Source organism: Segatella bryantii (genome assembly GCF_022024215.1).
GTDB classification, from domain to species: Bacteria; Bacteroidota; Bacteroidia; order Bacteroidales; family Bacteroidaceae; genus Prevotella; species Prevotella bryantii.
Window position 1 is genome coordinate 633,660 of the sequence record NZ_CP091798.1, and the last position, 23,876, is coordinate 657,535.

Below are 23,876 nucleotides of genomic sequence, written 5' to 3' on the forward strand. Positions count from 1 at the left end.
ATTTATTTTTTGTTAGCAATTGCTGTCTTTACAAAATCAACGAAGAGAGGATGAGGATGTAATACAGTGCTTTGATATTCAGGATGATATTGTGTTCCGATATACCATTTCAATGTTGGTATTTCTACAATTTCTACCAAATCGCTTTCTGGATTTCTTCCTACACATTTCATTCCATTTTTTTCATACTCTTTCTGATAGTCATTGTTAAATTCATAACGATGGCGATGTCTTTCTTGAATATGCTCTTTCTTGTAAATATCAAAAACTCTTGATCCTTGTTTTAATACACATTCATAAGCTCCAAGTCTCATTGTACCGCCCATGGTTGAGATGTTTTTTTGTTCTTCCATAATGTCAATTACATTATGTGGAGTCTTTTCATCTATTTCTTTTGAATTTGCATCTGCATAACCCAATACGTTTCGAGCAAATTCGATAACCATCATTTGCATACCTAGGCATATACCGAATGTAGGTATGTCGTGAGTTCTTGTATAGTGAGCTGCTATGATTTTGCCTTCAATACCACGTTGCCCAAAACCTGGACATACAACAATTCCATCTTGGCCTTTTAGCTTGTCAGCTACATTTTCTTCAGTAATGTATTCTGAGTTAATGAAAGTGATATTAACTTTTCTATCATTGTAAGTTCCTGCATGTGATAGACTCTCGCGTATACTTTTATATGCGTCTTGTAGATCGTATTTGCCAACGAGACCTATATTAACAGTTTCAGTCGAGTTATTTCGGCGTTCCAAAAAAGCTTTCCACGGACCTAATGCAGGAGTTTCTCCTACGTTCATACCTGTTTTTCTTAATATAGCAGCATCGAGTCCTTGCTCTTGCATATGTACAGGTACTTCGTAAATGCTTGGAAGGTCTTCGCTTTGGAATACACAATCATAATCTACATTACAGAAACTTGCAACTTTTTTAAGGATACCATTAGGTAGATGTTTTTCCGTGCGGAGTACAAGTATGTCAGGCTGAATACCAACGCTCTGTAGTTCTTTTACAGAATGTTGGGTTGGTTTGGTCTTGAGCTCTCCTGCAGCCTTCAAGTAAGGCACGTATGTTAAATGTACGTTAATTGCATTTTTGCCCAATTCCCATTTTAACTGTCGTATGGCTTCCATGAAAGGTGCACTTTCGATGTCACCTATTGTACCACCAATTTCAGTGATAACAAAATCATAATTATATTTTTGTCCAAGAGACTTTACGTTTCTCTTTATTTCATCAGTGATGTGAGGTACGACTTGAATCGTTTTTCCTAAATAATCTCCGCGTCTTTCTTTGTCAATGACAGCTTTATATATACGGCCTGTTGTCAAAGAATTAGCTTTTGTTGTTTTAATACCTGTAAATCGCTCATAATGACCAAGGTCTAAGTCGGTTTCCATTCCATCTACAGTAACATAACACTCTCCATGTTCATATGGATTCAGAGTACCTGGGTCGATGTTAATGTATGGGTCAAATTTTTGGATTGTGATGTTGTAGCCCCTAGCCTGGAGCAATTTGCCAATGGATGCAGAGATAATACCTTTACCTAGTGAAGACACTACACCACCGGTGACGAAGATATACTTTGTTTCAGCCACGATTGTGATTTTTAAATTACTTTATAATTAACAAGTTGCAAAGTTACAACAAAAATATGAAACAAACAAGTAATCAAAATAATAATCTGTGTTAATCTGTGTATTCTATAAACTATTTTTCTTACCTTTGTAGCCGATTTTTTATGAATGATGATGAATAAAATACTTATAAGCCTTATTGTTCTATGTATGTTTAATTTGGGTAGTCAAGCCCAAAGGCGTGCAAGACAGACACATATAGATGATGTGTCTCTTTCTTTTTTAAGACAATATGATGATTCGTTGAAGAATTATGAGCGTAGGTTGGATACTCTTCAGTCAATGGTAAAGCCTTTGAGTGTAGAAAATGATTTCATTTTGTTTTCTCCACTAACATTTTATAAAGGTCCTGCTAAAGATATTCTAAATCTTGAAAAGCAGCAAGGTGGAATAGCTAATCGATTGTTGAATAATTCGTTGATGAATATTTATCTCCGTCGACCAGATTTGATACGCTTTACCGAGAATGAGTTGATTTCGACATCTATAAATGGGGTAGATGATCATTCCGTACAAAATCCGAGTCACAACATTATTGATAGAGTCGCTCCTGTTCCAATGGAGCCAGATGTTATTTCTATGGATGTTTGGGTGACTAAACCAAATTTTTGGACTTTTTCTGGCGATTATTATCTTCAATTCTTACAAAATTATATCTCAGGTAATTGGTATAAAGGAGGAGAAAGTAATTATTCTATGCTCGGAAGTGTAACTTTGCAGGCTAATTATAATAATAAGCAAAAAGTAAAGTGGGATAATAAATTAGAGTTGAAGTTAGGTTATCAGACTTCGCGCGGTGATACTCTCCATAAATATAAAACTTCAGAAGATTTATTACGATATACCGGAAAGTTGGGTCTACAGGCTGCCAGTAAATGGTATTATACGTTGCAGTTGATTGCTTATACTCAGTTCACACGTGGTTATAAGAGTAATGATCCTTTTGTATATAGTGATTTTATGTCTCCGTTCAATTTAAATGTGTCTGTCGGTATGGATTATACTGTTAGTTGGTTGAATAAAAAACTAACTGGTACGGTTCATTTAGCTCCTTTTGCTTACAACTGGAAATATGTTGATCGATTGGAGCTTTCTACAAGAAACGGTATTGATGAAGGTCGTCACAGCCTTTCGGACTTTGGTTCTGAGTTTACTGTTGATTTGACGTGGGCCTTATCTGATATGGTGAAGTGGAAAACAAGAATGTATGGTTATACTACATATAACCGTACGGAGTTTGAATGGGAAAATCAGATTTCGTTACAGTTTAATCGGTATATATCTGCTAATATATTCTTGTATCCACGATTTGATGATGGCGGGACTCGTGATACTGATTATGGCTATTGGGAATTTAAAGAATATTGCTCTTTAGGATTTTCGTATTCGTTTTAGCAGAGTCTTATTCGTTTGTATATAGCCAGTACACAGCAATGATAATAACTAATGCAATAGTACCAAGTATTAAGAAAAGTGTGTTAGCAATAACACGCTTTTTCTTTTTATAGCGTGTAGCTTCATCTTTAAATGTTGCTGCACTTAAATGATGGTGATGATGATGTCCTCGGCTGTCTTTGTGGCTGCGTTGGTAGTTTTTGCTATTGTAAACGTGGTAGGTAGATTCTTGACTGGTTGCTTTGGTATCGGTATTTTCTTCTATCATATGTTTTTCTTAAAAATAATTGTTATTACTTATACAAAATAATATTTATTATTGTTTGAAGGGTGATGGGTATAAAAAGGTGTATCATTTTTGATACACCTTTTTATATGGTGATATGGAATTAAAATCTGAATGATACTTCGATGTCGATCATGTTATAGTTGTGCTTTACTAATGAACGGTCATTGATGTGAGCAAATTCACCACTGATTTCTAAATTGCGAGTAAACTCATAATCCATTCCCAACTCATATTGTGATTTCATCTTGTTGATTTCTCCATTCGGCTGGTACATGTCATAACGAGCTTTTATATGACATTTTTGCTTGACAATTGGTGCTATTACCAAGGCATAAACACCTTGTGCTTTATTTCCATTTGAACTCAAATTACAATCACTAGCTGTAGCATCGTTTGTGTTGGTTAGAGTTTTTGCAAAAGCATAGCCTGTAGAATGTATATATTCTGATCTGAAAGTCCAATCGTTTACGAGATACTCAGCAGAAAATGCATAACGATTTTGAGCGAGTTTTCTTACTCCGTTGAATGTGACATTATCTTCTGTCCATGTTCCTTTTCTTGCGTATGAGCCAGTCCATCCAAAGGCACCAATTCGCATACCTTTTACAGGCATAGCCCATATACCTCCAATAATATTTTTTTGCTGGTCTATATCTTTTACGTTAATACCTTGCCCATTAAAGATTCCTATTTGATAGTGTAATAGGTTTCTTCCATTAGCATTTTTGAGGAAATCACCCTGAAATTGCAAGCCAATATCTCTACCATTACTAGAGTGACCACCAGCTCTGTCTGTAAAGCCTGCTAATTTCTGTACGTTTTGACCATAACCCATAAAACCTTGGTCAATCGGATTCATTGGATTTTCAAATGTAAATGGATTTTTAAATTGTCCAATTTTTACTTTGAAAAAATCGAATTTTTGCCATTCTGTAAATAAATCTACAACTTTTGGTGCACTTGTCAGGGTAGACGTGTTGCCGTTCATTTGTAATTGAATTTTCCAATAGAAATCATCAGCGATTCGACCGTCAAGTGACATCCTTATTATTCTAAGGTTGAAACTATTGGCTTTAGCACCTTCTTGACTGGTATATTGGTATTGAGTCTGGGCATATCCAGATAGTTTTACGTTACTTAACCATGCCGGGAGCTTAATTTGTGCATTAGCGTTTAATGTGGCAATTGCTAATATAAGAGTAATAAATCCTTTTCTCATAAATGCAAGATCTATTTTAAAAAACTAACCATTTTTTTGCAAATATAGCTTTTTTTTATAACATTATTACCCATTTTCGAGTTTTTTAAAAAAAAGCGTTGAAAATGGGTAAATAAAGATATTATAAAGTCTTATTGAATTGTTATCTTCGATAAAGTTGTACGACGTTTTCTACATGTGGCGTATGTGGAAACATGTCAACAGGCTGAACTTGCATGACTTTATAATCACAGTCAAGAAGAGCTAAGTCTCTTGCCTGTGTAGCAGGGTTGCAACTTACATAGACAATACGTTTTGGAGCTGCATTAAGGATAACCTGAATTACATCTGGGTGCATGCCGGCTCTTGGTGGGTCTGTAATAATGACATCAGGTCTTCCATGCTGCTTAATAAAGTCATCGGTTAAAATATCCTTCATGTCTCCAGCATAGAATAAAGTGTTGTCAATTCCGTTGATTTCACTATTTACTTTAGCATCCTCAATAGCTTCTGGTACATATTCGATACCAATTACTTTTTTACTATGGTGAGCAACGAAGTTTGCGATGGTTCCTGTTCCTGTATAAAGGTCGTAAACTAACTCCTCTCCATTTAATTCCGCAAAATTTCGAGCTACTTCGTAAAGGTGGTAAGCCTGATCGGTATTTGTTTGGTAGAAACTTTTTGGACCAACTTTGAACTTCAAGTCCTCCATGGTTTCATAGATATAGTCTTTGCCTTTGAAAACCTCGATATCCAAATCTCCAAAAGTGTCGTTTCCTTTTTGGTTGTTCACATATAATAAAGAAGTAATTTGAGGGAAACTGTCCGCAATATGTTGTAGGAGACCCAGAGCCTTCTCATGATCACCTTCTTCATCGTAATGGAATTGGATGAGTACCATCCATTCGCCTGTATTGCTATTACGGAACATGATGTCGCGTAATAAGCCATGTTGTTCACGGATATTATAGTAAGATATGTCATGGCTTGTAGCATATCGGCCAATTTCATTCCTTATTTCATTATTCAAATTATCCATCAACCAACATTTGTTGATAGGATAAATTTTGTCGAAAGCTCCTGTAATATGAAACCCAATGGCACCTTCTGTTAGACTCCCAGTTTCACCTTCCTGTTTTGGTGGCAAAGCTGCAATTTCCTCTTTTGTATACCAACGTTTATTAGCACATCCGAATTCTAGTTTGTTGCGATATTCTTTAATCTTTTGCGACCCCATAATAGGATGGAATTCTGGGAGTTCAATTTTGCCGATACGAGTGAGTTGATCTTGTACCTGCTTTTGTTTGGCTTTTATTTGTTCCTCATAAGGTAAATTTTGCCATTTACATCCTCCGCAAATTCCAAAGTGTTCGCAAAAAGGCTTTTCTCGCTTTTCACTATATTGAATAAATCTGATCACTTCAGCTTCACAATAATGATGCTTTTTTTTGCGAACTTGCAAATCGACAACATCTCCAGGAACCGTAAATGGAACAAAGACAACCATGTCGTTAACTCTTGCTAAAGACTTACCTTCAGCAGCGATATCTGTAATCGTTACATTCTCCAAAATAGGTAACGGCTTTCTTTTTCTACTCATTTTTCTTATTTTCAAATTTGTGTTGCAAAGTTACGAAAAAATGTTCATATTGTATAAACTGTAATGTGTATTTTACATTGTGTGCGATAACAATTGAAATCAAGAAAACGTTCCGTAATTTTTTACGTAAAAGTTTGTTTGAACGATGGGTTTTTTTTATATTTGCAAGAGAAAAGTAGTTATGATCAATAATTTTTGAATATATTTAATATCAACTATGAGTGAAAAAAGAGTTTATACCTTCGGTAATGGTAAGGCTGAAGGTAGAGCAGATATGAGAAATCTGCTTGGTGGTAAGGGTGCCAATTTGGCTGAAATGAACCTTATCGGTGTTCCAGTTCCTCCTGGTTTCACAATTACTACTGAAGTTTGTTCTGAGTATTATGAAAAGGGAAAAGAAAACGTTGTAGCTTTGTTGAAGGATGATGTCACAAAGGCTATGAAGCAGATTGAGGATATCATGGGCAAGAAGTTCGGTGATCCTGAAAATGCTCTTCTCCTCTCTGTTCGCTCTGGTGCTCGCGCTTCTATGCCAGGTATGATGGATACAATTCTTAACCTTGGTTTGAATGATGTTGTTGTTGAGGGTGTAGCAAGAAAGACTGGTAATGAGCGCTTCGCTTATGATAGCTATCGTCGTTTTGTACAGATGTATGGTGATGTTGTACTTGGTATGAAACCAGTTAACAAGGAAGATATTGATCCATTCGAAGCTATCATCGAGCAGGTTAAGGCTCAGCGTGGTATTTCTCTTGATAATGAGATGAATGTTGATGAGTTAAAGCAGCTTGTTGTTCTTTTCAAGAAGGCTATCAAGGATCAGACAGGTCACGACTTCCCAGAGAATCCTGAAGATCAGTTGTGGGGAGCTATTTGTGCTGTATTCGATAGTTGGATGAATGAGCGTGCTATTCTCTATCGTAAACTTAATGATATTCCTCAAGAATGGGGTACAGCTGTTTCAGTAATGGCTATGGTATTCGGTAACATGGGCGAAACATCTGCTACTGGTGTATGTTTCAGCCGTGATGCTGCTACTGGTGAGAATATCTTTAATGGTGAATGGTTGATTAATGCCCAGGGTGAGGATGTTGTAGCTGGTATTCGTACACCACAACAGATTACAGTTGAAGGTTCACGTCGTTGGGCTAAACTTGCTGGTATTGATGAAGCTACTCGTGCTTCTGAATATCCTTCTTTGGAGGAGGCTATGCCAGATGTATATGCTGAACTTAATGGTATTCAGGATAAATTGGAGAAGCATTATCATGACATGCAGGATATGGAGTTCACTGTACAAGAAGGTAAACTTTGGTTCCTTCAGACACGTAACGGTAAGCGTACAGGTACTGCAATGGTTAAGATTGCTATGGATCTTCTCCACGAAGGTGAGATTGATGAAAAAACAGCTATTGAGCGTTGTGAGGCTCAGAAGTTGGATGAACTTCTCCACCCAGTATTCGATAAGGCTGCTTTGAAGAATGCTAAAGTTCTTACACAGGGTCTACCAGCATCTCCAGGTGCAGCTTGTGGTCAGATTGTATTCTTTGCAGAAGATGCTGCTAAGTGGCATGCTGATGGTAAGAATGTAGTTATGGTTCGTATTGAAACTTCTCCTGAGGACCTTGCAGGTATGACTGCTGCAGAAGGTATTCTTACTGCACGTGGTGGTATGACATCTCACGCAGCTGTTGTTGCTCGTGGTATGGGTAAGTGCTGTGTATCAGGTGCAGGTGAATTGGTAATCGATTATAAGGCTCGTACAGTATCTGTTAATGGTAAGACTTTCAAAGAGGGTGATTACATCTCTTTGAACGGTTCTACAGGTCAGGTTCTTGAGGGTGAAGTTAAGACAAAAGCAGCTGAGGTAACAGGTGATTTCGCTGAGTTGATGTCACTTTGCGACAAGTATACAAAGATGGTTGTTCGTACCAACGCAGATACTCCACATGACGCAGAGGTTGCTGCTAACTTCGGTGCTGTAGGTATCGGTCTTTGTCGTACAGAGCATATGTTCTTTGAGAAGGATAAGATCAAGGCTATGCGTGAGATGATTCTTTCTGATAGTAAAGAAGGTCGTGAAGTAGCTCTTGCAAAACTTCTTCCACTTCAGAAGCAGGACTTCTATGGCATTTTGAAGTGTATGGATGGTAAGGATGTTAACATCCGTCTTTTGGACCCACCTTTGCACGAATTTGTTCCTCATGATTTGAAAGGTCAGCAGACTATGGCTGATGAAATGGGTAAGAGCTTGGAGTTCATTCAGGCACGTGTTAAGGCTCTTCAGGAGTCTAACCCTATGCTCGGTCTCCGTGGTTGCCGTCTTGGTATTACATACCCAGAGATTACTGCTATGCAGACTAAGGCTATCCTCGGTGCTGCTATTCAGTTGAAGAAGGAAGGCTTTAATCCAAAGCCAGAGATTATGGTTCCATTAGTAGGTACATTCAAGGAGCTTGAATCTCAGCAGAAGGTTATTAAGGCTACAGCAAAAGCACTTTTCGAAGAAGAAGGCGTAGAAGTCGAGTTCAAACTCGGTACTATGATTGAAATTCCACGTGCAGCTCTTACTGCTGATAAGATTGCGAAGTATGCTGATTACTTTAGCTTCGGTACAAACGACTTGACTCAGATGACATTTGGTTATAGCCGTGATGACGTTGCTTCTATTTTGAATACTTATATCGATGGTAAGATTTTGGAGCACGATCCATTCCAGGTTCTCGATCAGGAAGGTGTTGGTCAGTTGATTGAAACTGCAGTAGAGAAGGGACGTAATGCAAATCCTAACTTGAAGTGTGGTATTTGTGGTGAGCATGGTGGTGAGCCATCTTCTGTTAAGTTCTGTCATCGTGCAGGCTTGAACTATGTAAGTTGTTCTCCATTCCGTGTGCCAATCGCACGTCTAGCCGCCGCACAGGCTGCTGTCGAGGAGTAAATTAATTCTCTGATATAATGAAATGGACCTGTCCGTTTGGGCAGGTCCTTTTTTGTATCTCCAAGAATGCTTTCGACGTTTTGGAGACAAAAACGTCGCATAATATGCGATTATTTTCAGATTTGTTAGGCTATTCGACAATAATTTTGTATTTTTTGCCGCAGAATTTGCGGCGTTATATATAATATTTTGTCGCACAAAGTAGAAATGCGTTATGCATATACACGAAAGAGAAAATTGGACAAACTTCCGTTGGGACGCTTCTGAGGTGTCTCTCCTTCAGGAGAAAGTATTCCGTATGCAGGGCTTGCTATACGGCAGGTTAAGTTCATTGGGATTTGACAGCAAACTCCGTGCAATGGCAGAGAACCTGACATACGATGTACTATATTCTTCGGAGATAGAAGGCATACGGCTGAACGTTGATCAGGTTCGTTCTTCCATTGCCCGGAAGTTGGTATTGAGAACGTGAAAGATATTGCGCCTTCATACTATGTCGATTCTGTTGTTGGTTCGTGTACTGAACATGACCTACCACAGTTATTGGAAGGACGAGGAGAACAATTTCGATATACAGCCATACTGCGTGAAGTTGTTCCGTCAGCGTTGGTACATGGTAGCACGTAGTACCTATTCTTATTATTATGAGAAAGGCCCACGTATCTATTCTCTGGATCGTATTAAATATCTTCATGCAACAGAAGAGAAATTTGAAATGCCGAAGGATTGGACTGCCAATGACTTCTTTGATGGTTGCTTTGGTATCATAGCCGAACAGTCTGTCAAGATTCAACCTATTAAGTTAAAAGTATCAGCGGGACAAGCCAACTATATCCGTGACTTGAAGATGCATGAGTCGCAGGAAGAGATTGAGCGTAACGAAGAGTACAGTATTTTCTCCTTCAATCTCCGTCCAGAGTTTAATTTCCAGCAGGAACTGCTTTGGAATGGTGAAGACATGGAGGTACTTGAACCCTACTGGCTCCGCAAAGAGATTGCCGGTAAGATTAAGAGAATGTGGAACAAATACAAAGATGACTCGAAATGAAAGATTTTGCAGCAATAGATTTTGAGACAGCTAACAACGAGCGTTCTTCGGTTTGTTCTGTTGGAATTGTCATTGTTCGTAATGGTGAGATAGTAGATTCGTTCTACTCTCTTATCCAACCCGAACCGAACTATTATAATTATTGGTGCAGTCAGGTTCATGGTCTCAGCCGTGAGGACACCGAGGACGCCCGCATCTTCCCCGAAGTATGGGTAGATATAGAACCACTGATAGAGGGACTGCCCCTCGTCGCACACAACAAACCCTTCGACGAAAGTTGTCTGAAGGCTGTTTTCCGTGTGTATCAGATGGACTATCCTGACTATGAGTTCTATGATACACTTGCTGCTTCACGCAGAGCTTTCCGCTATTTGGAAAACCACCAACTGCATACAGTTGCTGCTGAATGTGGATATTGTTTGGAGAATCATCACAATGCTTTGGCAGATGCAGAAGCATGTGCCTGGATTGCAAGAGAAATATTGTAAAAAAGAGAAAAGATAAATCATTATGGCAGAAAATAAGATTGAACTAAAATCGGTAAACGAACTTCTTGGAATGAAGTTCTTTATACCAAGCTACCAGCGTGGATATCGTTGGACGGAACAGCAAGTAAAAGACTTGCTAAGTGACATCTGGGAGTTTTCAAAAAAGAAAAAGCAGGAATATGAGTTCTATTGCTTGCAGCCACTTGTAGTAAAACTGATGAGCAATGAAGAAAAAACTAAATGCAAATTAATCAGCAATGATGAATGGTATGAAGTGATTGATGGACAACAACGTCTAACCACCATTTTCTTAATCCTATCGTCATTGAAAGATGCCATTAGTATATTAGGATTACCTACATGTCTATATGAAATGAAATATCAACGGGAATCCAAAGAGTTTAATGTTACTAACTTCTTGAATGATATTTCAGAAAGTAGAGAAATAAATGATTCATACATAGATTTTTTCTATATGAGTTCAGCATTCAGAACTATTGAGTTCTGGATGAAAAACAACAATGTTAACAAAGGTGATTTTTGTAATGCATTATTGAAATACGAATTAGACAGTAATCAAGGCAAACCGCATGATAAAGCAAATAATGTTAGATTCATTTGGTACGAATCCGTTAATGAAGACCCCATCAAAGTTTTCACCCGTCTTAATATCGGAAAAATCTCATTAACAAACGCCGAACTTATCAAGGCTTTGTTTCTTAACCGTTCGAACTTTGGCGAAAAAGACTCTGAACATTTAAAACTGCGCCAGCAGGAAATTGCCAGCGAATGGGACAACATTGAATATACTTTACAAAACGATGAGTTTTGGCTATTTTTACACGAAAAAGGCTATGATCGCCCAACAAGAATCGATTTCATATTTGATTTGATTTGTGGGCAAAACAGTCTGAAATTGGAAGGTAAATTATACGATTCTATAGGAACTGATGACTACAGGACATTCCGTTATTTTTACGAGTATTTCAAATCAGAACCATCAAAAATAAAAGACTGTTGGAAGGAAGTGAAAAAATATTTCCAGACATTCAAAGAGTGGTTTGATGACTTGGAACTATATCATTACATTGGATATCTGATTGAATATACGTACTCGATATCAGGACTTGTTTCACAATGGCTCAGTTCTTTAGATAAAGACTCGTTTGTAAAACATTTGAAAACTGAAATAAAAACGAAGATAATTGATAAGTGTCCCAGGCTTGATTTTCAATACAAAGAAGATGGTAATGATAAAGGAAGATGCAAACCCATACTGCTTTTTCAAAACATTCAAACCGTTATTAATCAAAACAAAAACAATCTAAGCAACGAAGACTATAAATTGGGAGTATTTTACAAATTTCCATTCCATTTATACAAACTTGAAAATTGGGATGTGGAACACATCAACTCCAACACCACAAATGACGAGGAAGATGCCGATACACAAAATGAATGGCTGTTGAATGTATATCTTAGTGCAGATGATGACACACAACAAAAAATACGGTCATATTTTGAATCTTCAAATGATAAAAAGGAGAAATTGTTTGAAGAAATCAAGAAAAAAATCTCGCAAAACGAAGAATGGACGCCTGTAGAGAAAAACAGGATATGGAATTACACTCTATTGGACTCTTCAACTAATCGCAGTTACGGAAATGCCATCTTTTCTGGAAAACGCCGCGTGATCATCGGCAAAGACAAAGGACTGTCAATAGCCATACCCAAAATCGGCAAAGACGGGAAATTACAATTAGGAGAAGAAAAGAAAGCTAAATCATCTTTCGTTCCGCCTTGTACGAAACAAGTGTTTATGAAGTATTACTCTGCAACAATGAGTGACGCCAACTATTGGACAAAGATTGATGCTGAAGGCTATTTGAAAGACATATATGATTGTATAAACAAACTGGAGGAATAGAATATGTGCAACAATACAAAAGCAATATCTTTTTGGAATTTCTTAAATAAATATATAGTTGAAATTCCCATCATTCAACGCGATTATGCGCAAGGTAGATTAGGCAAAGAAAATTTGCGCAAAAACTTTTTAAGAGATTTGAAAAACGCCTTAGATAATGATGGCAAAAAAATGAAACTGGATTTTGTTTATGGTTCAATGGAGGAAGGAAAACTATATCCATTGGACGGTCAACAACGTCTAACCACGCTTTGGCTATTGCATTGGTATATCGCGTTGCGTGCAGGAGAGCTGAACAACGATAATTGTGCTATCCTCAAAAAGTTTACATACGAGACACGTATTTCATCCCGCGAATTCTGTGAGAAATTATGTGAACCAGAAAACTTTGAGAATTTTAATGGCAACGATATTGTTGGTTTTATTACCAAGCAGACTTGGTTCTATTCTGCATGGAAACAGGATCCAACTATCCAATCAATGCTGAGGATGTTGGGTGGAACAAAAGTAACAAATAAAAAGAATGAGGATATTGTTGATGGGATAGAAGAGTTATTTAATTGCTCTTCAGAGTGCTTTATTGATGGTAAAGTATATTGTGTTTTTAAGAGTTATTGGGAGGAACTCACTTCCGGCAACGCACCTATTGTGTTCTACCATCTGCCTTTGAAAGACTTCGGCCTTTCTGATGACTTATATATTAAAATGAATGCCCGTGGAAAACAGCTGACTAGTTTTGAGAATTTCAAAGCAGACCTAATTGGATATGTCACAAAACAGGGTGAAGCAGAATGGGAGGGTCTTTTAAACGCTGAAAATGGAATTCCTATAAAGCTAGACACAGACTGGACAGATATATTTTGGAAAAACAAATCCCAAGATAGTAAAATAGACGAGATATACTTTGCATTTATTAATAGGTATTTCCTTCAGGAGTTAATCTGCGCCAAGAAAGAAGATAATACAGACTTGTATTCAGCAAATGAGCTTGAAGAAAATAATAGCACGTTCAATTATCTGTATGGTAATAAAAGTAACGATTCTCAATTGCAATATTCAGGATTAGATAAATACCTATTCACAAAAGAAACTGAAGAAAAATCAATACCACTTTCATTTTTTAAATCTTTCAGAAACTTGCTAAATAATTTTTATAAGTCTGCGAAAAACTGCAACTTGAATAATTATTTTCCAGCATGGGTTGATTCTAAATTTGAATTTATTCCCAAATACGACGAAGCAGGAAATATTACAACTCTAGGACAAAGAGAAAGAGTTGTTTTCCTTGCTGTTTGCAGGTATTTTGAAAAAGGTGATTTTGACGAAACTTCTTTTAGGCAATGGATGCGTGTGGTTTGGAACATTGTAGAAAATTCTGGAATAGAGACAATCCCAGCAATGATAGGTGCAATGCGCTTAATTGATGAATTATCAGAGGGGACGGACGATATTTATAACTTCTTATCAAATTCACAACTACAAGTCAAATCTAATTTTGCACAGGAACAAGTTAAAGAAGAAATCGCAAAAGCAAAACAAATCCTTGATGAAAATGGGACCCTTCGAAAATACGTCGGTTCTTGCAAGAAAACAGATGGTTCTAACTATATAACTTGGGAAGAAATCATCATTGAAGCAGAGAAATATGCCTTCTTCCATGGTTCAATTAGGTTCCTGTTTACAGATGAGAATGGGGATGTGAATGATAAAAGTTGGAAAGATTTTGATACCAAATGGGAAAAAGCGAAGAAGTATATTGACAAAAATGGAGAAATAGTCGAAGAATGTAAAACCAACGCCATATTATTGAGAGCGTTACTAAGCCGAATCAATATTGGAGAAAACTGGTTTGGGTACTACAAAGAGTTTTGGCACACTTCTTTGTTGAAGAACGACTATCAAAGCGCCATCCATTACTTGCTAACCACGCCTCAATTAGAGATAGACAAGACATGTTCACAAGATTGGATAACCCAGGATCTATTGCTTCATAATCTTTTATGTTGTTACAATTCTTGGCACATTTTAACTAATTGGAATCATTACGATGTGTTAACTCGGTATTCTCAACGCAGGTCTGATGCAACTTCGCACAAAGAAATTGTTGTACTCAATTATTTACGCAACAGATTGCTTCATAACGATAAAATTGAAATATGGCCAGAAACCAAAGTAAATCAAACATCTTATTTATATGGTTGGGATATTCAATTCATATATCGAAGTAAGTTTTTTCAGTGGCATAGAGAAGGCTATGTCCGCATGATAAAAGATTTAGAAAATTGTGAGCCTATTGTCAAAGACGAGAGCAAAGATGCCCCAGAGGAAAAGTGGTATTGTTTTGGGCCGACGCAAGAAATGGCCTCTGAAACATCACAATTTACAGAAGCATTGGACGAATTGATTAAAAAATTGCAAATATCGTAATGCTCACATATATCTCCAACTCCGCCCACTACAAAGATGTGTTATCACGGGTGCAGTCCGTGAAGCATATGCTTTGGATTGGTACTGCTGACATAAAAGATTTGTATGTGAATGTGGGTAGGGAAAAGAAACCGTTCCTGGCTCTTATCGCTATGCTCATAAGGCGTGGCGTGGAGGTGCGGCTCATTCATGCTAAAGAACCTGGCCAAAACTTCAGAGAAGATTTTGACAAGTACCCTGTACTCTATGACCGCTTGGAACGTGTGTTTTGTCCGCGTGTTCATTTTAAGATGCTTGTGTTCGATGGGAAGGAGGTTTATGTAGGCAGTGCTAATCTCACTGGTGCGGGAATTGGCATGAAGGCTGAAACTACTCGCAACTTCGAGGCTGGCATCTTGACTGATGATCAAGAAATCGTAGAAAAGGCAATGAACCAGTTCGATGAAGTATGGATAGGAAAGCATTGCAAGAAATGCAAGCGAAGAGAGTTCTGTCCTGACCCGATAGTATGTTGACACACTTTCACAAGAAAGACTTAAAAACCATTATCATCATTATGAAAGTATATTTTGCAGGTTCAATTCGAGGCGGACGCATTGATGCTAACTTATATGAACGCCTGATTAAATACATTCAGAAGACTGACATTGTGCTGACAGAACATGTTGGCAACCTCAATTTGTCAGAAGAGGAGCAAACTGTAACAGATATATACAACCAAGATACTAATTGGCTGCGTGAAAGTGACGTATTGATAGCAGAATGTACTTGTCCGTCTTTGGGTGTTGGTTATGAGCTGGCATATGCTGAACGTTTCCAGATACCTTGCCATATCTTCTACAACAAGAACAGAACAAGTCTCTCGGCAATGCTGGCCGGTAATGCATTCTACAACATCCATCCCTATGAGGATGAATCTGAAATATATCCTATAATAGACAGCATATTACAAAAGGAGTGTGATTCATGAAGAAGATAATCTTTCTTGATTTTGACGGTGTTCAGAATACGGAACATTATTATGTATCAGAGGAATGAATAACGACCTCCCAGATGCAGAAGCTATTGCGTGGATAGCAAGACAAATATTGTAAAATGCTTAATTTTTATTGTTATGTTTGTATTAATGATGCCAACCATTGAAAGTATTTGCGAAGATTATGGTCTTGACTATTATGATGATAATAATACGAGAGATCTTCTTGAACAACAAGGCCTAGAAGCTTATCAAATAGAGGTAAATGATGGTGAGACTTTTGAGATTCCCCAATGTTTTACTGGTAGAATTGAACAAGACGAGCAGAATTATTATAAAAAAGTCTTAGTGGATGAGGATATGGATTATTATGAGCGAGAGGTAATCTAAGATGATTTGCCTTCTGGCCTCTACCAGTTAGATAAAGATGAGATAACTGTGAAACAAATCTACCAAATAGATGTATTCTAATTATAATCCCGACAAAGTTATGAACGTTCAAGAAAAAATTGTAAAATGGGCAGAAAAGTATGTCCCAGAATTCAACAAATTGTCAGAAAAGTATAATACATCATATTATACACAGTCCCCATTAAATTGTATAGATGGTGAGGTAGACCTCATGCTTATAGGAATAAATCCAAAAGGGAATCTTGGAGATGGATCAAGTAAGAAGACGACAGAAGAGTATCTTGCAGGAAATCGTTGTTGGTCAGAACGATTTAATAAAGAAGATAAGATTGTTTGGAATTTCAATCAAAGAGCAAGATTTTTTTTAGGATACAATGATTTTCGTCATGACGAAAGCATAGATAATGATAAGAAAACAGTTTGGACAAATCTTTCTCCTTTTGAGTCAAAAAATGGCAACAACGATCTCAAGAAAGAGCTAATGGAAATAGGTATAAAAAGCACTCTCGAACTAATAGGTATAATTCGCCCTAAACGGATCATCTTGTTAGGTATTAATGCATTTGAGCAATTAGAGAAATCGCAAGAAGGGCAAAATATAGAGTATTCTAAGGTATTTTCCAACATCAAAGCACAGGTAGGCAGAATTAACAATATTCCTACTGTTTGCATAGACCATCCTTGTTCTAGGCAATGGGAAGTTTCTAATAAATTTAATTCTATGTTTGTCTTTCTTCATGAATTAGCAGAAATAACGAATAAAAAAAGTGATGTAAAGCCTCTAAAAGAGGTTGTTAAAATAATGCATGATGAAATGAAATTGTGGCAAGATAGGGTTGTTTTATAAAAAAGACAACTTTTTCAATAAATCCCAAAGACCTCTGCCACCAGTTGACGGAGGTCTTTGTTTATTTTGCACCACAATTCGTACAATTTGGGAAAAATGAATTTTTGCGAGTATGATGAAAAGAAAAACAGACAACACAGATAATTTCAGTTAAAAGGAAAGTGGAATGAGAAGGGGAGAGAATAAATCGGTTCATCTGATAACCTGCATCCGTTAGTAGCCGCGCAGGCAGCTGTAGAGGAGTAATCGAAAGATGCTGAAAATTAGTAAAATACGAGGCAAGGACTTGGTGAACAGGTTCTTGCCTCGCTTCTTTTTTGCTATTGTTGTATAGTGTCGATTAGCTCGGAAAGGTAGAGAAAAAGAGGGTAAGGTAACGTTTTGATGTTAGAATGAGGTAAAAATCGGCTTTTTGACGTTATTTAAGACGGCGACTTGCTTGTATTTGTAGGAAAATTGTAATTTTACGTGCAAAGTTTGCAAAAAGTATTGTATTAATAATCAGAATCATCCATCACTAGAATTCGTGAAACTATATATACATAAGATAATAAGTCTAATCATACTCTTTCTGTTAGTCACAAGCAAGATAACAGCAATGAGCAGCGACACCGTATATTATGAGTGCCGAGAGGAACTCTCGTTTGATACTATTCCATATATGGTAAAAGACCAAGCCTTTCTTGATGGACTTAACGAACTCCAGTTGATGCTTAATAGCAAGATACCTTATTCTCTGAAGAGAGCAGAGTTTATCGTAGAGTGGGCATATGAATATAAAAGATCTACCAATAACAACGTTAGGATAAACATTAATGCTATGGGAAATATAAATCAGCGCTCCTGTGGAATTGCCCATGAATTCGGACATGTAATTCTATTTTTAAAAGGACAGCCACATAGCCATTCCAATAACGCGGACTATATATATGGTAGACAATGGAACGTAATGAGACGATTGGGATATGATTATTTGGAATCACCAACAGGTACAGTTTTTAGGTAATAATGGCATGAAAAAAGTATTGTGTTTTCTTGCATTTATTATACTATGGCAACTTGAAATATATTGCCAGAATAACGAGGATGTTTTTGATGAATTCGGGTGTGTTTATACTCAAGTAAATGATTCTACAATATCGTATTGTACAAAGAAAGGAAAAAAGCATGATGTAAAATTAAAACAGATTACATTTGCAGATGGGGAAAATGTATTGGTGGACTACTTAAAGAAAGAGTATTATAAGCCTGGACCTGGTGATGATGATTACCCTTATAGGGTGTTTTTCTTCATTCTTTTTGACTCCAGATTAAAAATCAAAGAAGTTAGAGGCTGTGTATTACCATTTAATCAATATACAGAATCCAAGAAGAAACGTGTTAAACAGTATATTACAGGACTACAAAAGACAAAGAACAGATGGAAGAAAGAATCAATACAAAAGTGGTATGTATATTCTTTTAGTTTTGTTACAGATTAATACAAGCAGAGTGTGGAAAAAGCAAAGCCTTATACATAAAATCCATGCTCCCAAAAGGATTTAAGTTAGCACGTGAATTTATGAGTCATAATGAGAAAGTTTATGAATATAACGGGAAATACTATTCCTTTGACAATACATCACACAATGGTGGTGTTTGGAAGGTATTCATCAAGAATGGTGGTAAGCTTCATAGAATAGGAACAGCTGATAAGAATTTAAATATTTTCAAGAAATAGTTATGAACTACAATACACTTGACTATAGTTTCGTACAAAAAGTTATATATAGGAAAGTACGAAGAAATATTGCATGGGCTGAGTATGACCTGCAGTGGATATCATTCAATAGAAAGATTGATTTCGCACTTAATAGATTGAAAGAGTTTTCTTTTTCTAGATTAAAGGTAATAATATCATTTTGGGAAGAATACGAAGTGATTCAGAAAATACTCAGAAAGAATCGAACTTCCAACTATTCGCTTATAAGAAACTATAAGAGAGGATGTAAAAAACCAGGTCTACTAGAAATCTATTTTGATGAATGTCTTGATGTGAACCTTTTCCGTACTTTGATAAAGAAACACTACGGTTACGAACTGGGCAAAGCTGATAGTCTTAGTCTTGATATGATTTTTATCTTCGAGAATGATAAGGATGTAGCTATTTGTCATTTATATGATGATCGAGGTTTCCATATTTTTTATTTGAACCAGTGAATCACGGATTTTTAGGTATTTTTTTATCATATTCTTGGGATTGGATACTTAAATCATTCGAATGGAGTAGTGGACATTCTATAACGAATTTTATACAATATGTACAGTCATTACTAGCAGGTAAATACAAAGTTGTGAATGGACAAATAGTACCGCAATGATCCGGTATAAATATTATATTGTATCTTATCACAAATATCGAATGAAACGTTTTTTTTGATTCTACTTTTTTCAGATGTAATTGCATGTGTCCTGCTATATTTTCTGACAGGAACTTTTATGGATACTCTGACAATGCTTCTTACCTCGGTATTCGTTTGTTTTGCTGGTGTCGCATTATCTTGTATTTTCAATCTTGTGAAGCCCTTAAAAAGGTTTGCATTCCCCATGTTGCTTAATTCAATGATATTGCCTTTTCTTATATATGTTAATTTTGAGATATCAAGTAGTTGCCAACTCCATAACCACTACGTTATGTACGATTTTGACACTCCTAATGGAGAATATCAAATTTATATACATAAAGATACTAACGTATTCAATATAAATAGAAATTTTGACGGAGGAAGTGAAGGAGTCGTCCATGGAACATATATCAGATTATGTGGCAACAAATATAAATTGTCTGTTTCTCATGCAAGCTCATACAACGACAAATATAATGAGTTGCTTATCAAAAACGATTCAATCCATGGATTCAATGGTTCATCGTATCCTTTAGTTCATGAATAATAGTGAAAAAATCATGTACAAAATACAAGTTTGTTATAATGGTCAGTAGAATGATATGTGGGATGCATAGAAAGATGTGGCTTTGTTCCAAACAAAGGGAGAATGCAACTATTCTTTTTTTGTTGAAGGTATGAAATTGAGATGCTTCTTTAGTTATATTTGGGGCTATAACACCACAGAAAATAAGAAACGCAATTTGTTAGTGATAAATGATTGTAAGATTTTATGTTGAGCAATTTTGTATAAAACAAATATTGAACAATAACATTGGATGGAAAAGTTCTGCTGTAAAATCACGTTTCGAACGTGCAGAATAGGCAGAATGAGTCTAAAAAAGAGGTGTCAGTACTTTACATAACTCTGTAAATAACTGATTCTCAGTATCCGTTAGCCGACGCCAAGGCTGCTATATTGGAGACAAATACGTCGCGTAATAAGCGAATTTTTGTAGTTTTATTTGACGGTTCGTTTTTTTTTAGTATATTGCAACAGAAATTTTAAATTAATCGTAATTTGTATTATGAAGAGAGTCCTTTTATTCATTCAATATTTGATTTTGGCAATTACCGTTAATGCAACAGGCCAAGATGGTGACATAATATATATAGATGGTACCCGTTGGGAGTTGTTAGGCAGACCAATATGTGTAGACTCTCTGTTATACCACGATTTAAGAGCTGTGTTACCCTCAGAACGATCCATATTGACATCCAACTGGGATGGATTTACTGGCTATTGGAGTATCAAGCAAAATGTGCTATATCTAGACAGCATTCGAACTGTGCACTCTGACTCTGATACCAAGGATTACATGGGCAGTTGCATTCCAGCTGCCACCTTATTTCGTGTGTTCAAGAAGCATGTTGCAGGAGATTGTATTGTGGGCAGTTGGTTGACGAAAAATATCCGCGTGGCTAAAGGTAAAGTGATTAACTATCAGCATATAGGTTTTGAGCGGAACTATGAAGACGAACAAATTATTAGCATTGACAAAGGAGTAGTTACCGGAAAGAAGGTATATCACAATTACGTCATAGATGGTTTTTCTTTTGATAAAGTTAAGGACAATGCTGAATTACGAAGGTTATTTCCGATACACGTTGAACAATACCCTGAACTGGCAAATGCTAAGCGCATCGTGTTCTGTATCAATAAGGCTCGCGTAAATAGTCAAGGGAATCTTGTAGAATGTGAAGTAAAAGTTCTTAACCCCAGCGATAATCAGCAACTTGGAACTGAAATGGAAGGTCTGTTGAAGGCATATCATCCTTGGAAAGTTTCATTTATCAATGGCGAATTCCGTGCTGTTGGAATTGATGGTTGGAGTTTCCCATATCTGTTAGACAAATAAAATCTCCCATGTTTTTTCGTGACTATGAAAATGTGTAAAAGTGTGCAGAATGAGTCGGATTTGAAGTGCAAGTACTTTACACATAGGTACTTTTTTTTAAAAAAGTCATTTAATATAGCTTTTTATTAAGTTTGAAAAAAGTTGTTTTGTAAAAAAATATATATAATGAGCGTAAAGTAATTATAAATTGTTATTTTTGATAGCAAATTAACGGTATATGTTTTAACGACAGTTGAAGAGATATCATAAAATAAAAATATCATGCAAAGATTAGGATTACTATTAATGTTATTGATGATAACATCACGATTTGCATTAGCTTTCGACACGAAAATAGATACCATAGTGGTCAACTATGATACTTGCCAAGTGCAACAAATTATAGTCACTATTTACAATAGTAATAGCGAAACCTTGTGGATATGGTATGACCCAAAAGACTATGGTAAAGATTATCGAAAGGCCATAAAGTATTATCTAATGAAGCGAAAGGGTGATTTCTCCATTTTTGATATCGGAACCGACCCTAATATGGTAGGGGAATGGTGGCGTCCTAGTGCAACAAAAGATTGTTTCATCAAATGCTTAGAGCCTTGTAAATCTTTCTCAATGATCCTTTACAAAGAAATAACTCCTTCACTTGACAATAGTGATTACAATTTTGTCATCAGCGGCATTAAGATTTTTAGTAATCAACAGATAAAGGAAACTTGTCCTGGAATTGTGGAGCCATATAGTGTAAAGCGGATTTCCTATCCATACGATATTATAGCACTTCCTATTAATCTGTGAACGATAAATAAATGAAAAAGATAATAACATCTAAATCGGAATTTAGTCTCAAAATGATAAAACGAAATGTATATAGAACAGGAAAATAAGTCGAAAGGACTGACTGCTCGTATTTTGGGAGAACAGCCTACGATACTCCAGAAAATCTTTATCTGGTTTATGCTTCTAACGCTGTTGTTGTGGCCAATAGGTTTCTATGTGTCCATATTTTTCTGGGATACATCAGGCCAATCTTCAATTGACGAGATTTGCCTTTGGGGTGCAACACTGACTATCAGGCTTTACCCTATCTATCTGTTCCCCTTAATAAGGTTGTGGTTTAAACTTTCCAAAAAAGTGGGAAAGTCATGGTTGTTTTATTTGTGCCCATTGATACCCATGGCAGTTTTCTTCCTATTTGTTGTAACACTTGCTTTAAGTGCATACGTCGAAAGGAAACCTAAAGGTTGTGATTTTTCAACTTATAAACGCCTAAACGAAGCGTACGCAATAGACATTAATCATGTATATTGTGATTACGAAATATTAGAAGGGGCCGACCCAAGTACATTCAAAGTCCTGAACGAACATTATGCAACCGATATGCACCATGTATGGTTCAATGACAATATTATAGAGGGTGCAGAGCCTACCACTTTTGTTATACCATATGGTGGCATTTCAAATCTTGCTCATGACGCACATGATTACTACATGGGGAACCAGCCTCTCCATGTAGCAGATATGGGTAGTTTCAGGCAGATAGATGAGAATTGGGCTTTAGATAGCCTTTATGTCTATTATCTCGATGTTGATGTCCTTGCAGATAAAAAAGCGGTGTCTGTAGGAGATTCCCGCACGTTTAAGGCTTTAAATGGTTTCTATGCAGTTGATGCCAAGTGTGTCTATTACAAAAACAATATAGTAAAAGGAGCAGACCCAGCGTCTTTTGCTGTTTTGAAGGGGCAATATCGCTATGGTCAAGACAGACATCGTGTATATTACGAGGCTTACGGTTCGAAAATACGAAACTTCAACGCATTGAGGCACAAAAATATGGAAGATGGAATATATAATGCATTTCATACGGATGGAAAGACGGTATATAATCCAGAACTGATGGCCATGCCTGTAGGTACAGACTTTCTGACCATCCATAAGGTAGAACTATGTCGTAACTGGTATGCCGACAGTAAGCATGTTTACTATGAAAATCGTTTGCTGCCTGGAGCCAATCCAAAGACATTTGTGATATTTCCATCCCATTATGTAAATGCGGATTGTGTATCAGACAATAATAAGAATGCCGATTATTCGCACGATGATAGCCATGTCTATTACCGTGATTCGTTGATGTCTGATGTTGATATTGCCTCATTTGTTTGTGGCTATGATTTTGTTGTTGAAAAATCATTTGCTTTCGACAAGAGCCGATATTATGAGGGAACCCCAAATCCACGAATTGAAAAATTGCGTCAAGGCAAATATCAGGTTGTCAAATAAGTAATTCCAAATCAGAGAAAAACATGAATATGACATAGAAAATACTATTATCAGCCGTTATTTTAGACGGCGAATTATCTGTATTTGCGGGAAAAATTGTAACTTAGCGTACAAAGTTTGCAAAAAG

22 protein-coding genes and 1 pseudogene are annotated in these 23,876 nt (G+C 36.6%); 19 read left to right on the forward strand and 4 right to left on the reverse strand.

Annotated features, from left to right (window positions below; translation table 11 throughout):
- Positions 1-2: 2 nt before the first annotated feature.
- A complete protein-coding gene (locus L6471_RS06605; RefSeq protein ID WP_006282535.1) occupies positions 3-1,607 on the reverse strand; it encodes a CTP synthase in 1,605 nt (534 codons plus the stop codon).
- 147 nt (positions 1,608-1,754) lie between these two features.
- On the opposite strand from L6471_RS06605, the gene L6471_RS06610 reads away from it, so the two are divergent.
- On the forward strand, positions 1,755-3,041 hold the full coding sequence (locus L6471_RS06610; RefSeq protein WP_074614032.1) for a DUF3078 domain-containing protein: 1,287 nt from the start codon (positions 1,755-1,757) through the stop codon (positions 3,039-3,041).
- A 7-nt stretch (positions 3,042-3,048) separates the two neighbouring features.
- Here the strand turns inward: L6471_RS06610 and L6471_RS06615 are convergent, their stop codons facing one another.
- The 3 genes from L6471_RS06615 to rlmD all read right to left on the reverse strand — a co-directional run bounded on the left by L6471_RS06615 (position 3,049) and on the right by rlmD (position 6,131).
- The gene (locus L6471_RS06615) at positions 3,049-3,309 is read right to left on the reverse strand and encodes a hypothetical protein (protein WP_006282533.1); all 261 of its coding nucleotides are present in this window, start codon (positions 3,307-3,309) and stop codon (positions 3,049-3,051) included.
- A 121-nt stretch (positions 3,310-3,430) separates the two neighbouring features.
- Complete coding sequence (locus L6471_RS06620; RefSeq protein ID WP_237797590.1) at positions 3,431-4,549, reverse strand: porin; 1,119 nt, start codon at positions 4,547-4,549, stop codon at positions 3,431-3,433.
- 142 nt (positions 4,550-4,691) lie between these two features.
- Positions 4,692-6,131, reverse strand: coding sequence for a 23S rRNA (uracil(1939)-C(5))-methyltransferase RlmD (gene rlmD, locus L6471_RS06625; protein WP_074614034.1), 1,440 nt, complete (start codon positions 6,129-6,131; stop codon positions 4,692-4,694).
- A 217-nt stretch (positions 6,132-6,348) separates the two neighbouring features.
- On the opposite strand from rlmD, the gene ppdK reads away from it, so the two are divergent.
- The 18 genes and pseudogenes from ppdK to L6471_RS06715 all read left to right on the forward strand — a co-directional run bounded on the left by ppdK (position 6,349) and on the right by L6471_RS06715 (position 23,749).
- On the forward strand, positions 6,349-9,069 hold the full coding sequence (gene ppdK / locus L6471_RS06630; protein WP_074614035.1) for a pyruvate, phosphate dikinase: 2,721 nt from the start codon (positions 6,349-6,351) through the stop codon (positions 9,067-9,069).
- 214 nt (positions 9,070-9,283) lie between these two features.
- Positions 9,284-9,594: pseudogene (locus tag L6471_RS06635) on the forward strand (DUF4172 domain-containing protein); the annotation flags it as partial.
- A gap of 1 nt (position 9,595) precedes the next feature.
- Complete coding sequence (locus tag L6471_RS06640) at positions 9,596-10,117, forward strand: helix-turn-helix transcriptional regulator (protein ID WP_237797728.1); 522 nt, start codon at positions 9,596-9,598, stop codon at positions 10,115-10,117.
- On the forward strand, positions 10,114-10,605 hold the full coding sequence (locus tag L6471_RS06645) for a 3'-5' exonuclease (RefSeq protein WP_237797591.1): 492 nt from the start codon (positions 10,114-10,116) through the stop codon (positions 10,603-10,605). Before L6471_RS06640 ends, L6471_RS06645 begins: the two co-directional genes overlap by 4 nt.
- A 22-nt stretch (positions 10,606-10,627) precedes the next feature.
- Positions 10,628-12,532 (forward strand): DUF262 domain-containing protein, encoded by a 1,905-nt coding sequence (locus L6471_RS06650; protein WP_237797592.1) that lies wholly within the window; start codon positions 10,628-10,630, stop codon positions 12,530-12,532.
- Positions 12,533-12,535: 3 nt separating this feature from the next.
- Positions 12,536-14,959: a DUF262 domain-containing protein gene (locus L6471_RS06655; RefSeq protein ID WP_237797593.1), complete on the forward strand. Its 2,424-nt coding sequence runs from the start codon at positions 12,536-12,538 to the stop codon at positions 14,957-14,959.
- Positions 14,959-15,474, forward strand: coding sequence for a phospholipase D family protein (locus tag L6471_RS06660; protein ID WP_237797594.1), 516 nt, complete (start codon positions 14,959-14,961; stop codon positions 15,472-15,474). Before L6471_RS06655 ends, L6471_RS06660 begins: the two co-directional genes overlap by 1 nt.
- 41 nt (positions 15,475-15,515) lie before the next feature.
- The gene (locus L6471_RS06665; RefSeq protein ID WP_237797595.1) at positions 15,516-15,929 is read left to right on the forward strand and encodes a nucleoside 2-deoxyribosyltransferase; all 414 of its coding nucleotides are present in this window, start codon (positions 15,516-15,518) and stop codon (positions 15,927-15,929) included.
- A 156-nt stretch (positions 15,930-16,085) separates the two neighbouring features.
- A complete protein-coding gene (locus L6471_RS06670; protein ID WP_237797596.1) occupies positions 16,086-16,325 on the forward strand; it encodes a hypothetical protein in 240 nt (79 codons plus the stop codon).
- A gap of 100 nt (positions 16,326-16,425) precedes the next feature.
- Positions 16,426-17,193 (forward strand): hypothetical protein, encoded by a 768-nt coding sequence (locus L6471_RS06675; RefSeq protein WP_237797597.1) that lies wholly within the window; start codon positions 16,426-16,428, stop codon positions 17,191-17,193.
- A gap of 598 nt (positions 17,194-17,791) precedes the next feature.
- The gene (locus L6471_RS06680; RefSeq protein ID WP_237797598.1) at positions 17,792-18,199 is read left to right on the forward strand and encodes a hypothetical protein; all 408 of its coding nucleotides are present in this window, start codon (positions 17,792-17,794) and stop codon (positions 18,197-18,199) included.
- Between the two features lie 7 nt (positions 18,200-18,206).
- The gene (locus L6471_RS06685) at positions 18,207-18,674 is read left to right on the forward strand and encodes a hypothetical protein (RefSeq protein ID WP_237797599.1); all 468 of its coding nucleotides are present in this window, start codon (positions 18,207-18,209) and stop codon (positions 18,672-18,674) included.
- Between the two features lie 44 nt (positions 18,675-18,718).
- Positions 18,719-18,913, forward strand: coding sequence for a toxin C-terminal domain-containing protein (locus L6471_RS06690; RefSeq protein WP_237797600.1), 195 nt, complete (start codon positions 18,719-18,721; stop codon positions 18,911-18,913).
- Between the two features lie 2 nt (positions 18,914-18,915).
- Positions 18,916-19,392 (forward strand): hypothetical protein, encoded by a 477-nt coding sequence (locus L6471_RS06695; RefSeq protein WP_237797601.1) that lies wholly within the window; start codon positions 18,916-18,918, stop codon positions 19,390-19,392.
- A gap of 474 nt (positions 19,393-19,866) precedes the next feature.
- Entirely contained in the window at positions 19,867-20,124 is a 258-nt protein-coding gene (locus L6471_RS06700) for a hypothetical protein (RefSeq protein WP_144263794.1), read from the forward strand.
- 520 nt (positions 20,125-20,644) lie between these two features.
- Positions 20,645-21,475, forward strand: coding sequence for a hypothetical protein (locus L6471_RS06705; protein ID WP_006282514.1), 831 nt, complete (start codon positions 20,645-20,647; stop codon positions 21,473-21,475).
- A gap of 261 nt (positions 21,476-21,736) precedes the next feature.
- Positions 21,737-22,267: a hypothetical protein gene (locus L6471_RS06710; protein WP_237797602.1), complete on the forward strand. Its 531-nt coding sequence runs from the start codon at positions 21,737-21,739 to the stop codon at positions 22,265-22,267.
- 66 nt (positions 22,268-22,333) lie between these two features.
- A complete protein-coding gene (locus L6471_RS06715; RefSeq protein WP_237797603.1) occupies positions 22,334-23,749 on the forward strand; it encodes a DKNYY domain-containing protein in 1,416 nt (471 codons plus the stop codon).
- Positions 23,750-23,876 lie beyond the last annotated feature (127 nt).